This window comes from Wolbachia endosymbiont (group B) of Dolichovespula media (assembly GCF_947179505.1).
Classification (GTDB): Bacteria; Pseudomonadota; Alphaproteobacteria; order Rickettsiales; family Anaplasmataceae; genus Wolbachia.
Window position 1 is genome coordinate 98182 of sequence record NZ_CAMXBR010000001.1, and the last position, 19692, is coordinate 117873.

17 protein-coding genes are annotated in these 19692 nt (G+C 33.6%); 5 read left to right on the forward strand and 12 right to left on the reverse strand.

What is annotated here, in order from left to right:
* Window positions 1-202: 202 nt before the first annotated feature.
* Entirely contained in the window at window positions 203-2032 is a 1830-nt protein-coding gene (gene typA / locus OM967_RS00500; protein ID WP_211908041.1) for a translational GTPase TypA, read from the reverse strand.
* A gap of 222 nt (window positions 2033-2254) precedes the next feature.
* On the opposite strand from typA, the gene gltX reads away from it, so the two are divergent.
* On the forward strand, window positions 2255-3604 hold the full coding sequence (gene gltX / locus OM967_RS00505; RefSeq protein WP_264337338.1) for a glutamate--tRNA ligase: 1350 nt from the start codon (window positions 2255-2257) through the stop codon (window positions 3602-3604).
* Between the two features lie 207 nt (window positions 3605-3811).
* Here the strand turns inward: gltX and holA are convergent, their stop codons facing one another.
* The 5 genes from holA to OM967_RS00530 all read right to left on the reverse strand — a co-directional run bounded on the left by holA (window position 3812) and on the right by OM967_RS00530 (window position 7154).
* Window positions 3812-4831 (reverse strand): DNA polymerase III subunit delta, encoded by a 1020-nt coding sequence (gene holA, locus OM967_RS00510; protein ID WP_264337411.1) that lies wholly within the window; start codon window positions 4829-4831, stop codon window positions 3812-3814.
* Entirely contained in the window at window positions 4828-5019 is a 192-nt protein-coding gene (locus OM967_RS00515) for a hypothetical protein (protein WP_264337339.1), read from the reverse strand. Before OM967_RS00515 ends, holA begins: the two co-directional genes overlap by 4 nt.
* Window positions 5020-5133: 114 nt before the next feature.
* On the reverse strand, window positions 5134-5943 hold the full coding sequence (locus tag OM967_RS00520) for a metal ABC transporter permease (RefSeq protein ID WP_264337340.1): 810 nt from the start codon (window positions 5941-5943) through the stop codon (window positions 5134-5136).
* Window positions 5937-6284 carry an Mth938-like domain-containing protein gene (locus OM967_RS00525; RefSeq protein WP_211908037.1) on the reverse strand — a complete coding sequence of 116 codons (348 nt, stop codon included), beginning with the start codon at window positions 6282-6284 and terminating at the stop codon, window positions 5937-5939. The genes OM967_RS00520 and OM967_RS00525 overlap by 7 nt, the downstream gene beginning before the upstream one ends.
* Window positions 6285-6287: 3 nt before the next feature.
* Window positions 6288-7154 (reverse strand): 4-(cytidine 5'-diphospho)-2-C-methyl-D-erythritol kinase, encoded by an 867-nt coding sequence (locus OM967_RS00530; protein ID WP_211908036.1) that lies wholly within the window; start codon window positions 7152-7154, stop codon window positions 6288-6290.
* Window positions 7155-7228: 74 nt separating this feature from the next.
* On the opposite strand from OM967_RS00530, the gene OM967_RS00535 reads away from it, so the two are divergent.
* On the forward strand, window positions 7229-10498 hold the full coding sequence (locus tag OM967_RS00535) for a UvrD-helicase domain-containing protein (RefSeq protein WP_264337341.1): 3270 nt from the start codon (window positions 7229-7231) through the stop codon (window positions 10496-10498).
* Window positions 10499-10557: 59 nt separating this feature from the next.
* On the opposite strand, the gene OM967_RS00540 is transcribed toward OM967_RS00535, so the two are convergent.
* From OM967_RS00540 to dnaG, 5 genes are all read right to left on the reverse strand, one after another.
* On the reverse strand, window positions 10558-10959 hold the full coding sequence (locus OM967_RS00540; RefSeq protein ID WP_010401557.1) for a cytochrome c-type biogenesis protein: 402 nt from the start codon (window positions 10957-10959) through the stop codon (window positions 10558-10560).
* Window positions 10943-11956 carry a hypothetical protein gene (locus OM967_RS00545; protein ID WP_007302682.1) on the reverse strand — a complete coding sequence of 338 codons (1014 nt, stop codon included), beginning with the start codon at window positions 11954-11956 and terminating at the stop codon, window positions 10943-10945. The genes OM967_RS00540 and OM967_RS00545 overlap by 17 nt, the downstream gene beginning before the upstream one ends.
* A 7-nt stretch (window positions 11957-11963) precedes the next feature.
* Window positions 11964-12311, reverse strand: a complete 348-nt coding sequence (locus tag OM967_RS00550; RefSeq protein ID WP_211908032.1) for a ferredoxin family 2Fe-2S iron-sulfur cluster binding protein — start codon at window positions 12309-12311, stop codon at window positions 11964-11966.
* A gap of 362 nt (window positions 12312-12673) precedes the next feature.
* A complete protein-coding gene (locus tag OM967_RS00555; RefSeq protein WP_264337342.1) occupies window positions 12674-13972 on the reverse strand; it encodes a Na+/H+ antiporter NhaC family protein in 1299 nt (432 codons plus the stop codon).
* A gap of 98 nt (window positions 13973-14070) precedes the next feature.
* Complete coding sequence (gene dnaG, locus OM967_RS00560; protein WP_211908030.1) at window positions 14071-15804, reverse strand: DNA primase; 1734 nt, start codon at window positions 15802-15804, stop codon at window positions 14071-14073.
* A 145-nt stretch (window positions 15805-15949) separates the two neighbouring features.
* Between dnaG and ubiG the strand changes: the two genes are divergently transcribed.
* The 3 genes from ubiG to tsaB all read left to right on the forward strand — a co-directional run bounded on the left by ubiG (window position 15950) and on the right by tsaB (window position 18959).
* Window positions 15950-17116, forward strand: a complete 1167-nt coding sequence (gene ubiG / locus OM967_RS00565) for a bifunctional 2-polyprenyl-6-hydroxyphenol methylase/3-demethylubiquinol 3-O-methyltransferase UbiG (protein WP_211908029.1) — start codon at window positions 15950-15952, stop codon at window positions 17114-17116.
* 107 nt (window positions 17117-17223) lie between these two features.
* Entirely contained in the window at window positions 17224-18354 is a 1131-nt protein-coding gene (locus OM967_RS00570) for a dicarboxylate/amino acid:cation symporter (RefSeq protein ID WP_264337343.1), read from the forward strand.
* A complete protein-coding gene (gene tsaB, locus OM967_RS00575) occupies window positions 18354-18959 on the forward strand; it encodes a tRNA (adenosine(37)-N6)-threonylcarbamoyltransferase complex dimerization subunit type 1 TsaB (RefSeq protein ID WP_007302675.1) in 606 nt (201 codons plus the stop codon). Before OM967_RS00570 ends, tsaB begins: the two co-directional genes overlap by 1 nt.
* On the opposite strand, the gene OM967_RS00580 is transcribed toward tsaB, so the two are convergent.
* Window positions 18929-19513 (reverse strand): AAA family ATPase, encoded by a 585-nt coding sequence (locus OM967_RS00580; protein ID WP_264337344.1) that lies wholly within the window; start codon window positions 19511-19513, stop codon window positions 18929-18931. The genes tsaB and OM967_RS00580 overlap by 31 nt on opposite strands.
* Window positions 19514-19692 lie beyond the last annotated feature (179 nt).

Here is a 19692-nt window from a genome sequence, read left to right on the forward strand (position 1 = left end):
CAGTGCCTAGAAACTTATAAGTATAAAAGTAATGTTAAAATACAATGTTTTCGATGATTATAAAAAATCTGGATGAGCTACTTGCATGACACCTTTGTAGCCTTCTCTTGTCATCCCAGTACCTGCTCAAGTAACTGACACTGGTTCCCTTTATGATGGTGTTATCCGAGTAGCTCATCCAGATTTTTATCAGAAACGTTGATTACTCTTTATTCTTCGCCCTTCCTGCACGTTTACGTTCATTTGGATCGAGGAACTTCTTACGCAAACGTATAGATTTTGGAGTTACTTCTACCAATTCATCATCGTCTATATATGCTATCATATCCTCCAATGTCATTATTTTTGGTGGAGTAAGCTTTATAGCTTCATCGCTACCTGAAGCTCTTACGTTTGTTAATTGCTTACCTTTAAGTACATTTATTTCTAAATCATTGTCACGACTATGCTGACCGACGATCATGCCACAATATACTTTATCCTGTGGCTTAATAAACATAATTCCCCTATCTTGCAGATTGAAAATTGCATACGCTACTGCTTCACCTTTGTCTGTTGAAATTAAAACCCCATTACGCCTTCCGGAAATTGAACCTTTATGTGGAGCATAACTGTGAAATAAACGGTTGATTATACCAGTGCCGCGAGAATCAGTTAAAAATTCTCCTTGATAGCCAATTAATCCCCTTGATGGCACTAAAAATGTCAACCTAGTTCTGCCACTACCAGAAGGTCTCATGTCAGTTACTTCACCTTTTCGAAAGCTAAGTTTTTCCATGATGATTCCACTATACTCATCATCTACATCAATTACTACTTCCTCTATAGGTTCAAGTTTTTTGCCATCTTCTTCTTTAAACAGCACTCGAGGCCGTGAAACTGAAAGTTCAAAACCTTCCCTTCTCATATTTTCAATCAGTACCCCAAGCTGCAACTCACCACGTCCACCTACTTCAAATGCTTCACCACTTGGAGCCAAAGTTACAGTAATTGCAACGTTTGTTTCTGCTTCTGCATATAAACGATCTTTTATAACAGTTGAGGTAAGTTTTGTTCCCTCTTGACCAGCAAAAGGTGAGTCATTAACGCTTATAGTAATCGCCATTGTTGGCGGGTCAACTGGAGTTGAGCTGATCGCAGTTGTAACTTCTGGTGCTGCTATAGTGTCTGAAACTGAAGCTTTCTCAAGTCCTGCAATGGCAATGATATCACCAGCTACAGCTTGCTCTACTGGAACGCGTTTTAAGCCAGAAAATGAGAGTAACTTAGTTAATCTCCCTCGCTCAACCACTTGACCATCAAGATCAATTACCTTAAGATCTGAGTTAACTTGCGCGATTCCTTGGTAGATCTTTCCTGTCAATATTCTGCCAAGAAATTTATCAGATTCAAGTAAAGTAACTAGCATAGCAAAAGGTGCATTTTGATCATAAACGGAAGGTTTTATGTAATCTATCACCGTTGAAAATAATGGGCTTAAATCTTTTCTCTCATCAGATAGCTCCTTAGCACACCAACCATTTCTACCTGAAGCATAGAGTACTGGAAAATCTAGTTGCTCGTTGGTTGCATCAAGGTTAAAAAATAACTCATATATTTCATTTAGTACTTCATCAATTCTGCTGTCTGGTCGATCAACCTTATTGATTATCACAATCGGTTTTAAATTTGCCTTTAGTGCTTTTGACAACACAAACTTAGTCTGTGGCATTGGACCTTCTGCAGCATCAACCAGTAGTAATACACCATCTGCCATGCAGAGCACCCTTTCCACTTCTCCACCAAAATCCGCATGTCCTGGTGTATCAATGATATTGATTTTCTCATCACCCCACATTATTGACGTACATTTTGCAAGTATTGTAATCCCACGTTCACGTTCTTGATCACCACTATCCATCACTCGTTCTTGAACTTCTTGATTCTCACGAAACGTGCCACTTTGTTTTAACATGTTATCAAGTAAAGTAGTTTTTCCGTGGTCAACGTGTGCAATTATTGCAATATTGCGGATTGATTTAAATTCACTCATTTCTTATCATTTCAAATTTAATTTAATAACAAGTATACGTATAATATATTTAGAGTAAATAACTAAAGCCGTGCTTTCAGAGTATTTTAGGCAGATCATGGAACTCTAACAAAAAGGTTTCATGTTCGCTGTACTTTGTAGCAACTAACACCAAGACAAAGAAGAATCTTGCTTTAGCAGTACATTTATATAAAATTAAAATAAACTAAAGTAATCATTTAAATGCTAACAAGATTCGCTCCAAGCCCAACTGGCTACCTACATGTAGGAAACATACGCACTGCACTCATTTGTTGGATGTACACACGTAATCAAAATGGAAAATTTTTACTACGTTTTGATGATACTGATCTTGAGCGTTCAGATATCAAATATGTAGATAATATCATAGAAGACCTAAAATGGATTGGCATAAATTGGAATTCAAGTTTTAAGCAATCAGAGCGTTTTGAGCGCTATAACGAGGTGTTCTTACAGTTAATGAAAGAAGGTCATATTTATGCATGTTATGAAACAAGAGAAGAATTAGACACTAAACGAAAATTGCAATTAAAACAAGGTCTTCCCCCTATTTACAATAAAGGTGCGTTGCTTTTAACTGAGCAAGAGAAAATTCGTTATGAGCAAGAAGGGCGAAAACCACATTTCAGATTTAAATTGGATAGAAATAAAACTGTAAAATGGAATGATGAAGTTAAAGGCGAAATAAATATTGCAACAATTCATATCAGCGATCCTGTAGTAAAAAGAGAAGATGGAATTTATACGTACATGCTACCTTCTGTTATTGATGACATTGACTTTAATGTAACCCATGTTGTACGTGGGGAAGATCATGTAACTAATACCGCAGTTCAGATTCAAATGATTCAAGCATTAAAAGCGAAAATTCCTATCTTTGCCCACCTTCCCCTACTACACTTTGATGATAGCAAAATATCGAAACGGAAAGGCGGGCTGGATGTCAAGTCCATAAGAGAAGATGAGATTGAACCAATGGCGCTAATTAGCTATTTAGCAAAACTTGGAACATCTGATCCAATAGAAGCTCATGTTGATATGCAGCCTTTAATTGACTCATTTGATATCAAAAAATTTAGCTCAGCATCTTTACAATTCAGCTTGAGTGAAATGTATAAGCTAAATAGCAAAGTGCTGCAACAAATGCCATTTGAAATGGTGCAAGATCGTTTAAGTCAAATTGGTTCAGAGTTTTGGTATTTTATAAGAAACAACATAAACAGGTTTTCTGAGGTGGCCAAATGGTGGCAAGTATGTAAATCCAATATAGAGCCTATGGTTATTAATAAAGAATTTATAAAAATAGCGCTAAGTACATTACCTCAAGGTGATTGTAATGAAAACACATTATCAGAGTGGGTTAAAAATATTCGACAGACAGTTGATATAAAGGCAAAAGATCTATTTATGCAGTTGCGCCTCGCTTTAACAGGAACAGAAACAGGTCCAAAACTCGCTAAATTATTAATTTTTATCGGTAGAGAGAGCATCGTTGCAAGGTTAGAAGAAAATCATACAAAAGGTTTAAATGCACCGAATGTATTTGAATGACACCAATAAGTATTGTTCAGGAAATGTGCAAATATTAGATTTCTTGTCATTCCAGTTTCTGCTCCTGTCATTCCAGTGCTTGACACTGGAATCCATAATCTCGCCAAAACGTTGTATTTTAAAATAACTTCTATACATATCCCATATTTCTGGATCCCAGTGTCAGCTACTTTCATGACAACATTTAGTTGTTTTTTCTCGTCTACCTTATTTTACTACTCTGCTGAACGAATAACACCAATAGTTAATCTCATGCTGAAAGATCATTTTATGGTCCAAGTCAGTTCTTTTACAGGTCACTTCCAAGCTCATCAAATTTTCTAAGATCTTCTTAAGTTCTGAAAGTTGCAAACTTTTCAAATGAGATTTAAAACTCTGCAATTGTTTGAAGAACAATGGAGGACTCAGCTGGTCAATTGCAGCTTGTTCATTCATTCCATTTTGTATTAACAGCAAAACGCTTTCTAGCCGTAGAAAATAATTTGATATAATACGGATTAATGCTATCGGTGAAAAATTCTCTTGTAATATCAATACATCGGAAATTTTGATGAATTGTCCCATGTCTTTACTCACTATTGCAGAGCACAGATTATCAAGTGTAACATAATCATTGCCGGAGGTTGAAAAGCATAGATCTATATCAGCAAGTTTAAGATCTTTTCTTTTTCCTAGATATAAAACTAATTTTTCAAGCTCTGAATATATAGGCAGTTTGCTATGATTAAAATAAGACTGCAAGTGGTAGATTATCTCACTTGTGCACTCTATATCATTTTGTTTCAAGTAACTTGATATAATATCACAAAGATTACTACCGCTGTCCTTATAGCAGGTAATGACACCGAAAATTTTTGAGCTTTCCATATAACTTTTAGTTGTAGAACTATATGGAAGATCATTTGCTATCATTACTATATAATGATCGCCTATATTATTATCCAATATGTTTCTTAACTCTTTAGATATACTTCCACTGACATTTATCAGCTTAACTAACCTTTTTTTAGTAAACATCGAAATGTTTGCCAACTCGGAAAATAACAAGCCAGGCGACTTATTCACTACTGCAAAATCCATCACCTGAACTGAATACTCATTCAAGTTGGCAATTATTTCCTGTACAAAAATATCGACCTTACTATTGTCACTCCCACGAATTAATACACCACTTAAAGTATCTGGTTTCTCAAGGAATTTTTTAACTTTAGATGGCGTGATTCTCATGCCATCCATATTATATTATCACTACTTGGTGGTACATCATTTGATTGCACATCAGTTTCCAACAATTCTGAGCTTTCTTGATTTGCTGTATTCTGCATATCATCAGACACTTCTTTCTTTCCCGTAACATAATTATAAAAATTTTTTATAGGCTGTCCTATATATCTAGAAAAAAATCCTTCGGCCATATCTTTCACTCCACAAATTAACAATTAGCACATAAAAACAACGTAGCAAAAACTACTTTACGCTCAGATAGTTACACTCATTTGTTAATGAATTATGAACTTCCGAGACCAAAATTAAGTCGATCTACTTAACACCAATCTTATAAAATAAGCAATGATTAAATACACAGCTGCGATAAGTATAATTGCAGGTCCAGTTAATAAGTCAAAACTTGCAGATAATATCAAACCTGATACTCCAGAAATCACAGAAAAAACTGTTGCAACAATAATCATTTGCATTGGAGTTTTTGAAATGAGTCTTGCTGATGCAGCAGGTATTAACAAAAATGCAGCAATGAGTAATATTCCTATTAATTGAGCAGAAATTGCAATAAAGATAGCGAGTATAATCAAAAATTCTAGCCTAACAAAATTAACATTTACTTTCTCAACTGTTGCCAAATCTTGATTAATCGAAATCATCAGCCAATAGCGCCATCTAAATATTAATATCAAAGTAACTATTACGGAGGTTAGAAAAATTGATATTATATTACTTTGGTCAATCATTAATATGTCACCAAAAAGTGAGCTAATAATACTATTATTACCTGATGGAAGAAAAGACATAAGTATTAAACTCGATGATAAAACTACATTGGTAACTATGTTCAATATCGTATCAGCAGAGTATAATTTATTAAAATTAAGAGAAAGTAGTATAGCAAACATAATTGCAATGAGCATTATACTTACTGATGGGCTGATATTAAAGATCAAAGCAAGTGCAATACCAAGCAATGAAGAATGGGACAAACTATCACCCAAATACGATAACCTTTGCCATACCATAAATGACCCTAGAGCTCCTGTGACTAGGCTAATCATAATTACCGCAATTAGACTGTTTATAAAAAAACTCTGTGTAAATATCTCTAACATGCTATCAGATAACTGACAACAAATCTATCTTCAGATATTAAAACGTTATGGGTTCTGCATGCAGAACCCGTCGTCATAAATTCAAAATTTAAATTCTTTTGCTCCATAAGATAAGACTTCATTGAACAATCGCGTATCTTACCAGTACCTATTATCAAAATCTCTATTTCCTCTGTCAAAAAAGATTTAAAATACTCCTTGTTATTTATATCACTTTCTTTCAATTCAATCACCTTTTCAGGAAAAATTATAATTGAGCTATGATATTCTTGATTATTTACCCAAAATCTTTCTTCCCTGTAACCATCTATAAGATTTTTCTTCTTGGAAATTAAGGGCATAAATCAAACTATTAATTCCGTGTCGCACACCCACCATTCTGGATATTCCTTTTTGATATTTGCCGCTGCAGCTTTTGCACTTTCTTCACTATCAAACATTCCAAAACACGCTACACCACTACCTGACATACGAGAAAGTATAGAGCCTTCTTGTGACTCTAGTGTTGATATTACATTCTGAATTTCAGGTACAAGACTTATTGCTGCTTCTTGCAGGTCATTTTTTGTCTCTTTAAGAAGCTCTAACAAATTCTCCTCAGTGTTATCACTCCACTTAATTGGCTGAGAGAAATCCTCTTTATACTTGGAAAATACTTCTGATGTATTCAAAAACTTTTTTTTCGGTTTCACAAGTACCAGACTTGTGGGTAAAGAGCATTGTTTAATGGGGCATAATTCCTCACCAACACCTCTGACAAAAACTGGCTTACTATCTATACTTGCAGGCACATCAGCACCAACGCTTAAAGCTATATCATTTAAAATTTGCCTATCAATGTTCCAAAGCTCTCCTAGCATGCGTATCACAGCTCCAGCATCTGAGGAACCACTACCAAATCCCGCAGCAATTGGTACATTTTTTACAACCTTCACAGTGACTTTAGTGCGTACAGGAGCATGCCTAAGCAGTAGAATCACTGCTTTCGTTATAGTATTATATCGATAATTTATTCTAAACTCAGAATTTACAAATTCAACTGTAGAGTTATCATATCTAAAGTTTTTTTCTCCTACTTTTATCTCTAAAAAATTAGAAAGTTTAGCAAAGACAACCAAACTTTCAATTAAATGATACCCTCTTTCTTCTCTATTTATAATATGTAAAAAAAGATTGATCTTTGCAGGAGCCTTTACACAAAAACTTTCCATCTGTATATCTTCACTAACACTATCTTATTTACTATACTTGAAATGCCACTTCAGTCAAACCTTATACACTCCTAATGAGATCAAATGCCATAAATCCTAACTTCTCTGTATGGGTAAGTGCATCAGCTGGTACAGGTAAAACAAAGATCTTAATAGACAGAGTATTAAGACTTCTATTAGAGAATAAGAGAAATATTCTCTGCTTAACATTTACCAATGCTGCAGCAAATGAAATGGAGGATCGCATTTACAGTACACTTAGTAAGTGGGCAATATGTCCAGAGGGTATATTGGTCGCAGATTTAGAACAATTAGCCCAGTGTGTGACCAGAGAAAATAAAGATTATTTAACAAGAGCAAGAAGGCTTTTTTCTGAACTGGAAAATCTTGGTCTTAATATTCAAACTATACACGCCTTTTGTTACAAATTAATCTCCAGCTTTCCTACAGAAGCTGGTATCGCTCCAAATTGTACGTTGAGCGAATGTAAAGAATTGCATTCCATCGTATTTGAAAAAACGCTTCATAATGAAACTGTGCAGGACGATATAAATATCATTGCAGCTGAAATTGATGAAAACAAGCTGAGTGATTTGCTCTATACCTTATGTATAAAGAGATCAGCTCTAGAAAATAATTTAGGGTATATCAAAGATAAACTAAGTGCCCCAGATAAGATTCACGATTTACAGAGTGAAACGATTGAGCAGATAAAAAGATTAGCTAAAATATTAAGTGAGGGCAGCAAAAGAGATCAGAGTTACAGTGCGATACTTTATGATTGGTGTAATAGCACAAAATCGTCCGTACCAAATGTTGTCATCCCAGTGCTTGACACTGGGATCCGTATTTCTTTTTTTCTGGATCCCAGTGTCAAGCACTGGGATGACAACAAGATAGAGAACTTAGCTAAAGTATTTCTCAAATCAGAATCGTACGAAAAAAAGAGCATATCATCCATTATAACAAAGGGTGCTTTGGAAAAATTTGAAGACGTAGAGCAAATGATAGAAAGCATTCAAAATGCATTGTTTACCCATGTAAAGGATATAAATTCTTATCAAATATTCGCAAGAACCAGTAGTTTACTTAGTATATTTAAAGTATATGTTGATCTATATAATAGTGAAAAATCAAAGAATGCACTGCTTGATTATGATGATATCATCAATTTAGCAACAAATCTCCTTAGCAATCCAGGCTATAAAGATTGGATATTGTTTAATCTAGATCAAAAAATAGACCACATTCTTGTTGACGAGGCACAAGACAATAGTATCAGTCAATGGAAAATTATAACAAATCTCTGCAATGAATTTTTTACCGGTGGTGACGAAAAGAGAACTTTATTCGTTGTTGGCGATGTAAAACAATCAATTTACAGATTTCAAGGAGCAAATCCCCATCTATTTAATTACATGCAGCAATATTTTCACACGAAAACCGGTGGCAGAGATTGGGTATCATGTCAACTTGAAAAGTCATTTCGCTCAACTCCAGAAGTTTTGATGCTTGTAGACAGAATATTTAACAATTTTCGTGAAGAAATATCTTTCAATGATAACAAGATAAAACATATTCCATATAGAGAAAACGATCAAGGATACATTGAAATTTGGCCGTTACTGCCAGGATATGAAGAGGAAGAGCAGCAAGCCTTACAAATTCATTTAACACAGAGGAAAGATTATGTAGTAAAGGATCGATTACTTGCTCAGGCAATAGCCCAAAGAATTCACAATTGGTTAAACGAAGGGCGGATTTTAGTCGCCAAAGATCGCCATATAGAACCAAGGGACATTATGATTTTGGTACGGCAACGAAATGCGCTAGTTGACTACATAATAAGTGAACTAAAAAAAGTAAATGTACCAGTTATAGGCCGAGATTATTTTAGAATTATGGATTACATAGCTGTGCAAGACTTAATAGCTTTAGCTGAATTTTTGCTCCTCCAGGCAAATGATCTTGCTCTTGCAAATGTTTTAAAATCACCGCTATTTAACTTCACTGAGGATGATTTATTCAATATTGCATACGATCGTAAAGAACAGTCGTTGTGGGAAAAACTTCAAGATTATCAGGAGATTATCTCTAATGAATTAAACTATCTAATTAATTTATCTCAGACAGAATCCCCCCTTACACTATTCACGCATATATTGCGCACAGGCAAGAAGAAATTTGCTGCAAGGCTAGGTCTTGAGTGCTTCGAGATTCTAGACGAATTTATGAACCTCATATTGCAATTTGAGCACCCATCTCTTCAAGCATTTGTTCAGTGGATCAAAGAAAATAATCCTGAGATTAAAAACGATATGCAATCAGAACTCAATGCTGTACGAATAATGACAATTCATAAATCAAAAGGTCTACAAGCTCCAATAGTGTTTTTAGTTGACACAAATACAGTACCAAGAAACAGCGAAAATATTTTGTTTGATGCAACGGAAGCACCTTTTTGGTGTGGCAAAAATAGTAATGCTTATTGTAATCAAGTAAAAAGAGAGAAAAAACTAGAGGATTATAACGAATATTTGCGTTTGCTGTACGTGGCACTTACGCGTGCTGAAGATGAGTTATACATTTTAGGCAAAGAGCCAGTGCAAAAGGGCTCTTGGTATGATCTAGTTATTCAATATGGAGCATTATATGAGAGGAAAAAACTATACTTACAGCCGATATTTAAAGAAAAAGTTGAAGTGCTATGCATGAATGCAAACTACCCTTCTATTTATAAAAAACGTGATTATTTTGATGTTCCAGTGATTTCACCTCCATCAAACCTATCAATTTCATTGCAGCACGTGACTCTGGAACCTGGAGAAAAAAAGCCATTGTCAAGCACTGGGATGACAGATGAGAATGCTGGAATGACAAAAAGGAGCATTGGGATGACAGACAGCTATGCAAGAGGCTTAATAATTCACAGTATATTGCAATATATGCCCCAGATAGAGAAAGACAGGAGAAAAAATTGGGTCAGGAAATATCTTGATAGCATAAACACTAGTGAAGATAAGGATGAAATTTACAGCAAAATATTAACCTTTAATGAAAAATATGATTACCTGTTCGACTTGGAGGGCAAATCAGAAATTCTACTTAGTGGAACAATTGACGGAAAACCAGTATTAGTGCGGCTAGACAGACTGTGCATAACAGAAGACAAAGCAATCATAATTGACTATAAATCACACCATAATGTTTCTATTTCCTCATCAAATGAAATAAAAAAGCAAATGTTGATCTATAAAACCTTAGTGCAAGAAGTCTACCCAGATAAGCAGGTAGAGTGCGTGGTTATTTGGATGGAAGATTTAACCTTACAATCTTTGATCTAAACTCAAATGTTCGTATAGTAGCTACTTGCATTTGTTGTAAACTCACTTTTACTCTATAGTTATCTTTTTACTACCTTATCTATTTTCTGAACTGATTTTCGTATTAGAAAACATCCAATAAGAAGAATTATAAAAGGAATAAACCATAAAATGTAGGTACTAGATTTTACAGGTGGTACAATGATAATTGAATCTCCATAAGAATTTTTTAACTCTGAAACTATTTGCTCGTTAGTATATCCATCACTGATCTTCTTGCGAATTGTCTTACGCATACCATATGCAACTTGAGACTCAGATTCGGATAATAATTCACCAGAGCATACTGGACACTTTATTACTGCAAATAAGCTACTTGCTCGCTCTTCCATGCTTTCGTCTCTTAGTTTATCATCCAAAGTAAAAGCATTTATGCTTAAATGGAATATCAATGTAAAAAGTAAGCTAATTACTATTCTCATTCTTGGTGAATTGAGTGATAAAATCAGTAGTGGATAATTTTCCAATAAAGCCTGAACCTACATTATTGTCGTACTTTATTGAAAATTGAATGTCGTTATTAGTGATTTTTTCTGATAAGGAAGATATTGATTTTTCCAATTTATCTGCAGTCTTTGAATCATTAGTCACAAACGAAATTAATTCTTTATAATTTGATATGGCTACATTGATTTTATCTTCAAATGAAGATGTAACTAAATTGTAATTACTTACCCCACCATTTGCAGCAATAGAAAAGTTATTACTCTCAATCAAAAATTTTTCTATGTTGAAATTAATCTTAGAAGCTGAAATATGGTTTACAAATTCATAATCTAATTTAGCGTCGACACTAAGGTAATTTTCAGGACTTGCAGTATGTTTATAACGGTAAGTATAAAAATCAAATTCTAGTTTAGTATTTTCATTCAGTTCTTTATCAAAGTGAAATTGAATGTAATTACTTTTATCATTCACTTCAGTTATAACACTTTGCTGATTTTCTAAAACATCACATTTTAATCCATAATCTTCGTAACGAAATGTATCTATATAGTCTATTACAGTGCTATTTCTGTTGAATTTTAATGAAGATAGTAAATCATTTAGTTTAACAACAAAGTGGCTACTCACGTGTGTGTGACACTTTATATTCTTTTTCTCATCACTACGGACAGCAATGTTTACTTTATTGCTTGGTATATAGATATATACTGACTTATCAAATAATCTGTTTTTTATCATTAAAGCTTCAGATGAAACAGTTAATTGCTCATTAGAAAATTTTGGATTCGTTACACGAAAAACTAGGTTAAAAGGAAACCCCTTAAAATCATGTGAAATATCAACTTTTTCGTCATTAATGTAATCAGTTAAAAGACTTTTTACCTTAAATGCAGAAAAATACCAAAAACCACTATACGCTAGAGGAATAAACAAAGGTAAGGAGATGAGAATATAGATAAAAATTTTACGCATTATCCTCTTATTTATCTAATGATATATTTCTTGTACCTCTGGGCACGGTTATGCACAAACCGTCAATATCTTTTGTGATTTTTATTTGGCATCCAAGCCTCGATGTCTCTGTTAAACCGAAAGCTAGATCCAGCATGTCATTCTCCTCATCAGATATAGGATTATGTGTTTCTACAACATCATAAAATTTTGGATCAACAATCACATGGCATGTAGAGCAAGCAAGAGAACCTTCACATGCACCTTCAAGCAGATCTGGATCACTTCTATGGGCTAAATTAAGAAGAGTTTCTCCCTCTGTAGCTTCATAACTTTTCTTACTTCCATCAGGTAAAATAAAAGTAATGGATGGCATACTATTAAAATCTCTACTAATTTCTCTATATTCTACAAATAATAACTAATATTTGCAAACTCTTTGTAATTCCATTGCCTATCTCTTGTAATCTGTATTCCTATTAGGACCTATATTTACTATCATATCTCATATAGTATTTCCTATTGCATTTATAATAAATAACAAGTTCGTAAAGATCATTTGGTAGAGCAAAAAAACTCAAAACCCTTTATGAATTTATATGTTCCCAGTATTCCTGAATTATTAATACCAAATCCCTATAATGATACTCTCAAACCATATGTCTGTTAGTACTATGCAAGAAAGCCATCCATGGTTAGCATAACTTACACAAAGCTACAGAAAGAGTTGTGGTATATTTATGATAGTTGAGAAGCTAAAACCGCATGACGTCTGCCGTTAATAACTATTTCACTTATTGCAACTGCTGCAAAAACAAAACAATAATATACTTTTGTCAGTACAGCAATAGGTGAAAGAGAGGCAATGCTGCTTGCTAGCAATATTTGAGAACCATAAGGTAAGATACTTTTTGTGATCGCAGTAAATATTTCTAATAAATACGCACTACGGTGTGGTGCAATGTTATATCTTTGTGCAAGTCTTTTCGCAATATTACTAGTTAATAAAATAGCAATAACATTGCTGGAAACTAAAATAGTAAACATACATGATATTCCTGCAATCATAAGTTCAGCTTGACTTCTTGTGAGATTCACCTCATCGGTGAATTTATCTATCTTTTTCTGACTGTATTCGTACATTAAGTGGCTTAATCCACTACTGAAAAGAATAAATATCATTACCTCATTCATCTTATTAAAACCCCTACATATATCATGAGAATAATCAATAATAGAATAATCAAAAAAAGCTATTCCTAATATTCCAGCAACAACCATATTAACAGCTAATGTTACCAGTGTGTTTATTTCAAATAAACCCATAATTATTAAAGATATATAAGGGATAATTTTGACTATGGATAAATAATTCAGACTTGAGATAGAAACAACTTCTGTACTATTTGAAATTATTACTAGATAAATAAGTATTATAAGACCTGTAACAGATCCTGTCTTGAAAGTGAGTTTTATTTTATCCTTTACTGAAGCTCCTTGTGAAGAAGTAGCAGCAATAGTGGTGTCAGATATCATTGAAAGGTTGCTGCCAAACATAGACCCACCTATCACAGCTCCAACGCCCACCGCACAATCAAAAGCTCCATTTTGTGCTAGATTCACAGCTATTGGTGTTATAAGTGCAATAACTCCGATTGATGTGCCTATTGCACTTGCAATAAACGCAGAAATTAAAAACATTCCAGGAAGTAATAATTGTGCTGGAAGAAAGCAAATAGTTAAGCTAGCAATAACATTTATACTACCAAGCGATTGAGTAACAGTAGAAAATGCCCCAGCAAGGAGAAAAATCAAACACACGGTAAGAGTAGTTTTATTCCCCATACCTTTTATAAGAGTATCAACGCTATGCTGAATTTTGTTTTTATTGAATAGAATAGCAAAAAATAATGCTGGTAATAAGCAAACTAACGGTGAAATTTGATGAAGAGGATTGTCAAGTCCTATAAAGGAAAAATAAGTACCACTACCAAGATATAAGGTTAAAAAAATAATGAGAGGGAGAAATGCAAACACTTGTCGTAATTAAATAAATTGAAAATATACTAGAATAAGCTATTTTAAGCAACTACTAATACAGTGTTTTTCTAATAATTTTGAACATCTTAAGCCATCTACTTTTGAATAAATTCCATTTGCATTTCTTGTATACTATCCTCTATTTGCTTTATTTGTTCTATTAGCCTTTCCTCTAAGTCAAAATTACCGCCCAGCCTTGCTTTAATTTTTTCTTCTTGTAATACATTTAATTCTTTCCGTAATACTATGTTATTCCAGACAGTTTCTGCCGATCTCTTCTCACTTAATTGACTATTTAGTACGCTAGTTTTTTCAAATATAAACTTTATAACACTAGACTCCTGTAGCAGAATTTCTTTATTAAAGTTGCTCTCATTAGTTACCATATTAATTACGCACTGTTGTAATTTTTTCATCTCATTAGTAAATTCGAAATGAGAAAATTGCTCAAAAAATATAGGACGGTTCAAGATTTCAGGAAATTCTACGGCTATACGCAAAATTATGGCCTGATTTTGCTCTGCTTCAATTAGCTCTGGAGATTTATTGTAAAGATACTCACCTTTTGTTGCTTTGCTATTAAAAATCAGCTTTTTAAAGTTTCTTCTTAATTCACTGACCTTATTGTAAAAATAATCTCTATAATACCTTCTAATACTGCTGTTACCGATAGCATTGACATATTTCATGAATTTGTGCTCAAGAATTGAATATTTTTCCGGAGCAAATTTTTCATAATTTTGCAAATTGCTACCAATTATGTGATGCCATAAATATTCAGAGTGCAGTTCTGTTGAGCGGTTAAAAGCGGATAGTACATCTTCCGTCTTATATTCTAGTTCATTGCATATATCGTATGGGTCCTTGTTGCTTGGCAAAGTCACGAACTTCAATGTGTATCCAGGCTCCAGTATCGGTAGAACAAGTTCTGCAATTCGAATAGCAGCATGACATCCAGGACTATCGCCATCCATACAGATAGAAATTTCTTTAGCAAATCTCCATAGATTTTTTATCTGCTCTGCAGAAATTGCGGTACCAAGCGGAGCAACTGTATTGCTAATTCCCGCTTGATGTAGTGCTATTACATCCATATATCCTTCAACAACAAATAGATGCTGTTTTTTGCGTATTTCACTCAAAGCAAAGTTTAATCCATATAAATTTTCTCTTTTCTTAAAGAGCTGACTCTCTGGGCTATTTAAATATTTTGGTTGTTGATCAGAACTCAACGCACGTCCACCAAAGCCAATAACTTTTCCTGCAATGTTCTTTATAGGAAACATGAGTCGATCATAGAAATAATCACGAGAATTTCTATTTATCAACCCAACATTAGCCAAAATTTTGTCTTCAATACCTGAAGAGTTCAAATATTCTCTCAAACCAGAGCTTGGTGCATAACCTATTCTAAATTTATCTATGATTTTGAGTGAAATCTTGCGTTGCTTTAAATAACCTACAACTCCCTGATTTTTTTGTGTAAACCAATTTGCAGCTAAATTCAGTGCTGAAAACAGTTTGTCATTTTCTTTAGCAAAGCTGAGGTTTGTGGGTAACTCAACACCTGCAACAGATGCCAATTTTTCCAACGCTTCCTTAAAACTTAAGCCCTCAGTTTGTGAAATAAATTCAAACGCATCACCATGAGCTGAGCAACCGAAACAGTAATATAAGCCCTTAACATTGCTGACCGAAAAAGATGGAGTTTTTTCGTTATGAAATGGGCAGAGTCCAACAAAACTATCTCCTCTTTTTATTAACCTAACTTTTTTTCCTACTATGTCGGACAACAATAATTTTGACTTTATAATATCTATATGATCCATTTTACCGAATTAGTAGTGGTAGGATAAAAATTATATAGAATTTATGCATATCTGACTCGAAATTTATTCAGAAAGATCAGGAGAGCTTGACAAAAAGCTCAAAATAAATTACCCATATAAATACCCTTAAGTTGCAATTTCTTATATGTCAGATGTGATATCAGTTGCTTCAGACCACGCAGGTTATGAACTAAAATCAGAAATAAAGGCTTACTTGGAAACTTTAGATTATACAGTGATAGACCGTGGATGCACTGCTGAACAAAAGAGTGTAGACTACCCTGACTATGCTGCTGAAGTTGTAGAAGATATAACAAACAAAAAAGCAAATTATGGAATATTAATTTGCGGTACAGGTTTGGGCATGAGTACTGTGGCAAATCGTTTTGAAGGAATCTATGCTGCTTTATGTAATAGTGTTGAGATCGCAAAATTAGCTCGCGAGCATGGCAACGCGAATATACTTTGTCTTGGTGCAGGGTTTACTGCGAGTGGATTAGCAAAAGACATAGTCAAACAATTCCTCGAAACAGAATTTTCAAAAGAAAGTAGACATAAAGAACGCCTTGATAAACTTAGCAATATTAGCAAGAAAAAAAACACAAAAACTTATAACGAAGATGAAATATCAAAATTCGCTAAAATAGCAGGTGAATGGTGGAATGAGAATGGCAAATTCAAGCCATTGCACATGATGAATCCTGTGAGAGTATCATACATCGTTGAGAAAATAAAAGAATTAAAAAAATGCGATTTAAAAGAACTATCATTGCTCGATGTTGGTTGTGGTGGTGGCATTTTGTCAGAGTCAATGGCGCGTATTGGTATTAGCGTTGCGGGAATAGATGTATGTGAGGAAAACATAAAAGTGGCACAGTCGCATGCGAAGAAAGTAGGGTTAAATATAGAATACACACACACTAGCATTGAAGAGCTAAGCAATGACAAGAAGTATGACGTGGTTTTGTTGATGGAAGTGGTTGAACATGTCGATAATTTAGAGTTTTTCATGAAAAAAGCAATAGAGCTGTTGAAGCCAGAAGGGCTAATTTTTATATCGACGATAAATAGAACTATTAAATCCTTCTGTCTTGCAATAGTCGGCGCAGAGTACATATTAAACTGGCTGCCAAAAGGCACACATAATTGGAATAAATTTCTCAAGCCATCAGAAATTGCAAATCATCTAAGGGAAAACAATGTAACACTACAAGATATGACTGGTATGGAATATAATGTAATAAAGCGTGAATGGAACTTGACCAAAGGTGTGGATGTTAATTATATACTTTGTGGAAACGTTGTAATTTGAAATCTCATTCAAGTACTAGAAGGTAATGCAAATATTTTAGGCAGTTTTACTTTACTTAGCAGCTAATTTATCATATGTATTTCCATAGGATATCGCTATATTAGAATATGTTACAATTACTAACCTTACTTGCTGTTATCACTTCGATTGTATTTTTTGGTCATCTAGTTCCAATGGAAGTGAAAGCCTTCTTGTATTCAATAAGCCTTAGTATAAAAGAGATCTTACTATTTATAATGCCTTTTATTGTTTTTGCATTAATCTTTAGTAGTGTTAACAATCTTAAGCAGTCGGCTATAAAGTTTATATTGTTACTTATTATAACGATTTTCTTGTCGAATCTAGCTTCAAGTTTAATAGCTTATTCTGTTGGGCATTTCATCACACAAAACACTTATTCAATACAAGATATAACATATGAAGAAACAATTGTTCCTTTATGGTCATTTAGGATACCTGCATTGCTTTCTAATTTTTATGCCCTTGCTTGTGGATTTGTGTTAAGCATATTAGTGTCCACAATATTACCAAAAAAAAGCAAAGAGCTCTCGAACAAAATGTCAGATTTAACTCTCTTTATTTTGAAGACATTTTTGATGCCAATTATTCCAATGTTTGTACTTGGTCTTGCTTTAAAAATGGAACATGATCAGGTTTTACCCATAATATTTAAGGATTACTCAATAATTTTTATTATTATATCATCTGCAACCTACCTTTATGTTTTTCTCTTATATGGAGCAGCAAATTCATTTAAGATCACAAGTTGGATAGCTAGTATAGGCAATATGATACCTTCATTTATTACTTCAATGAGCACAATGTCTAGTAATATAGCTATGCCGCTTACTCTTGAAGGAAGCAAAAAAAATGTAAAGCAGCATGATATAGCATCGTCTGTTGTGCCAATAACTGCTAGCTTTCATTTAGTAGGTGATTGCTTTTTTATTATAATACTATCAATGATAATGACTTTTGGTGGTGCATTGTCTGCAACAGACTATGTGACTTTCCTTCTCTACTTTCTGTTATTTAAATTTGCTATTGTTGCAGTTCCAGCGGGAGGGATTATGGTAATGTTGCCTGTTCTTGAGGAGTATCTTAAATTCTCCCCAGAGATGCTTTCATTAATTACAGCATTGTATATAGTGTTTGACCCAGTAATAACTTCAGCAAATGTTATGGGTAACGGTGCGTTCACTATGATGTTTACAAAGCTCTATGATAAGCTTAAGTGATGTCCATTCTAGCAATTAATACTGTAGGTGCTGGTAGTTCAATAGCAGTAATTGATTACGATGGTAATTGTTTTGTAGAACGCAATTCTGCAAACAATAGTCATGCAGAATCATTTTTTCAAATACTCAATACTTTGTTTGATAAGCATAATTACAGCTACGATAAAATAGACCATTTAGCAGTGATAGTTGGACCAGGAAGTTTTACTGGAATCAGAGTTGGTATATCAACTGCACAAGGTATAAATCTTGCTACAAATAAGCCGTTATATGGGGTTAGTGCGCTGGAAGCTCAAGCATATGCAATATCGCTACTTTGTACAAATAGCAAAAAAAATATTAAAGCTATAATCGAAGATGATCAAAAGTTTTATACGCAGTTATTTGATTTCAATTTGTTACCGCTATCAAATCCTGCTGTAGTAAGTGAACTCCAGCCTGAAACGCACTGCATTACATATATGGATTGCAGTTTACCAAAGTTGGATGCTAGCCATGCAGGGCTATTAGTCCGTTATAGACTAAAAAATAAACAAAAATTAAATGGAGTTGAGGCTCTATATTTAAATGAGCCTCAGTATATGAAATCGTTGCCTATTGCGTAAACACTATTAATTTGGCCAAGTTTGTACATCTGACTTACTATTTCTTCTGCTACTTCTTTTATACTCATATTTGAATTTTCTACCTCTATAGCATTTTGTGGTACAAATAAATCTTCCTCCCTAAATTTAATACTATTTATATTAGTAACCTTCCTATTTTTTCTTTGCTTTTTTGATATAGTACGCTCTTGTAATATCAATGGATTGCACCTAAGTACTATAGGGAGGATTTTTGTGCTCATTTTTTTACTAAGTTCTACTACTGAGTTATATATTCTTATGTTGTAATCATTATTTTTAATTAATTCATCAACAAATATATAATTTTTTGAGTCAATAGGATAGGCTTCTATTGCCTGAAACATAACATGTGTAGTGTTATATATTCTATCTCGAGCTTCTTTGGAAGTTTGATTATATTCAAGTTCACCTACAATTACTGCATTTATCATACTAGATAATACTATTGCTGTAGAAAGTTTACCACTTCCTGGAAGACCAGTGATATATATGAAAAATTTTGTTAGCTGTTTTTTTATGTCAACGTTTATCATATTATTTTTAATATTAAAACCTACAATTATAATAACATAAAAACAAGGCTTTAAAACATATGAAATATTACATAAAAAGTCGTTTTTATAGTTAAAATACTATGTAATCTAGAAATGTAAACTCTAATCACCTAAGGCAAGTTATTTTAACGTAGGTTCACCTTTTAGTTTGTAATAAA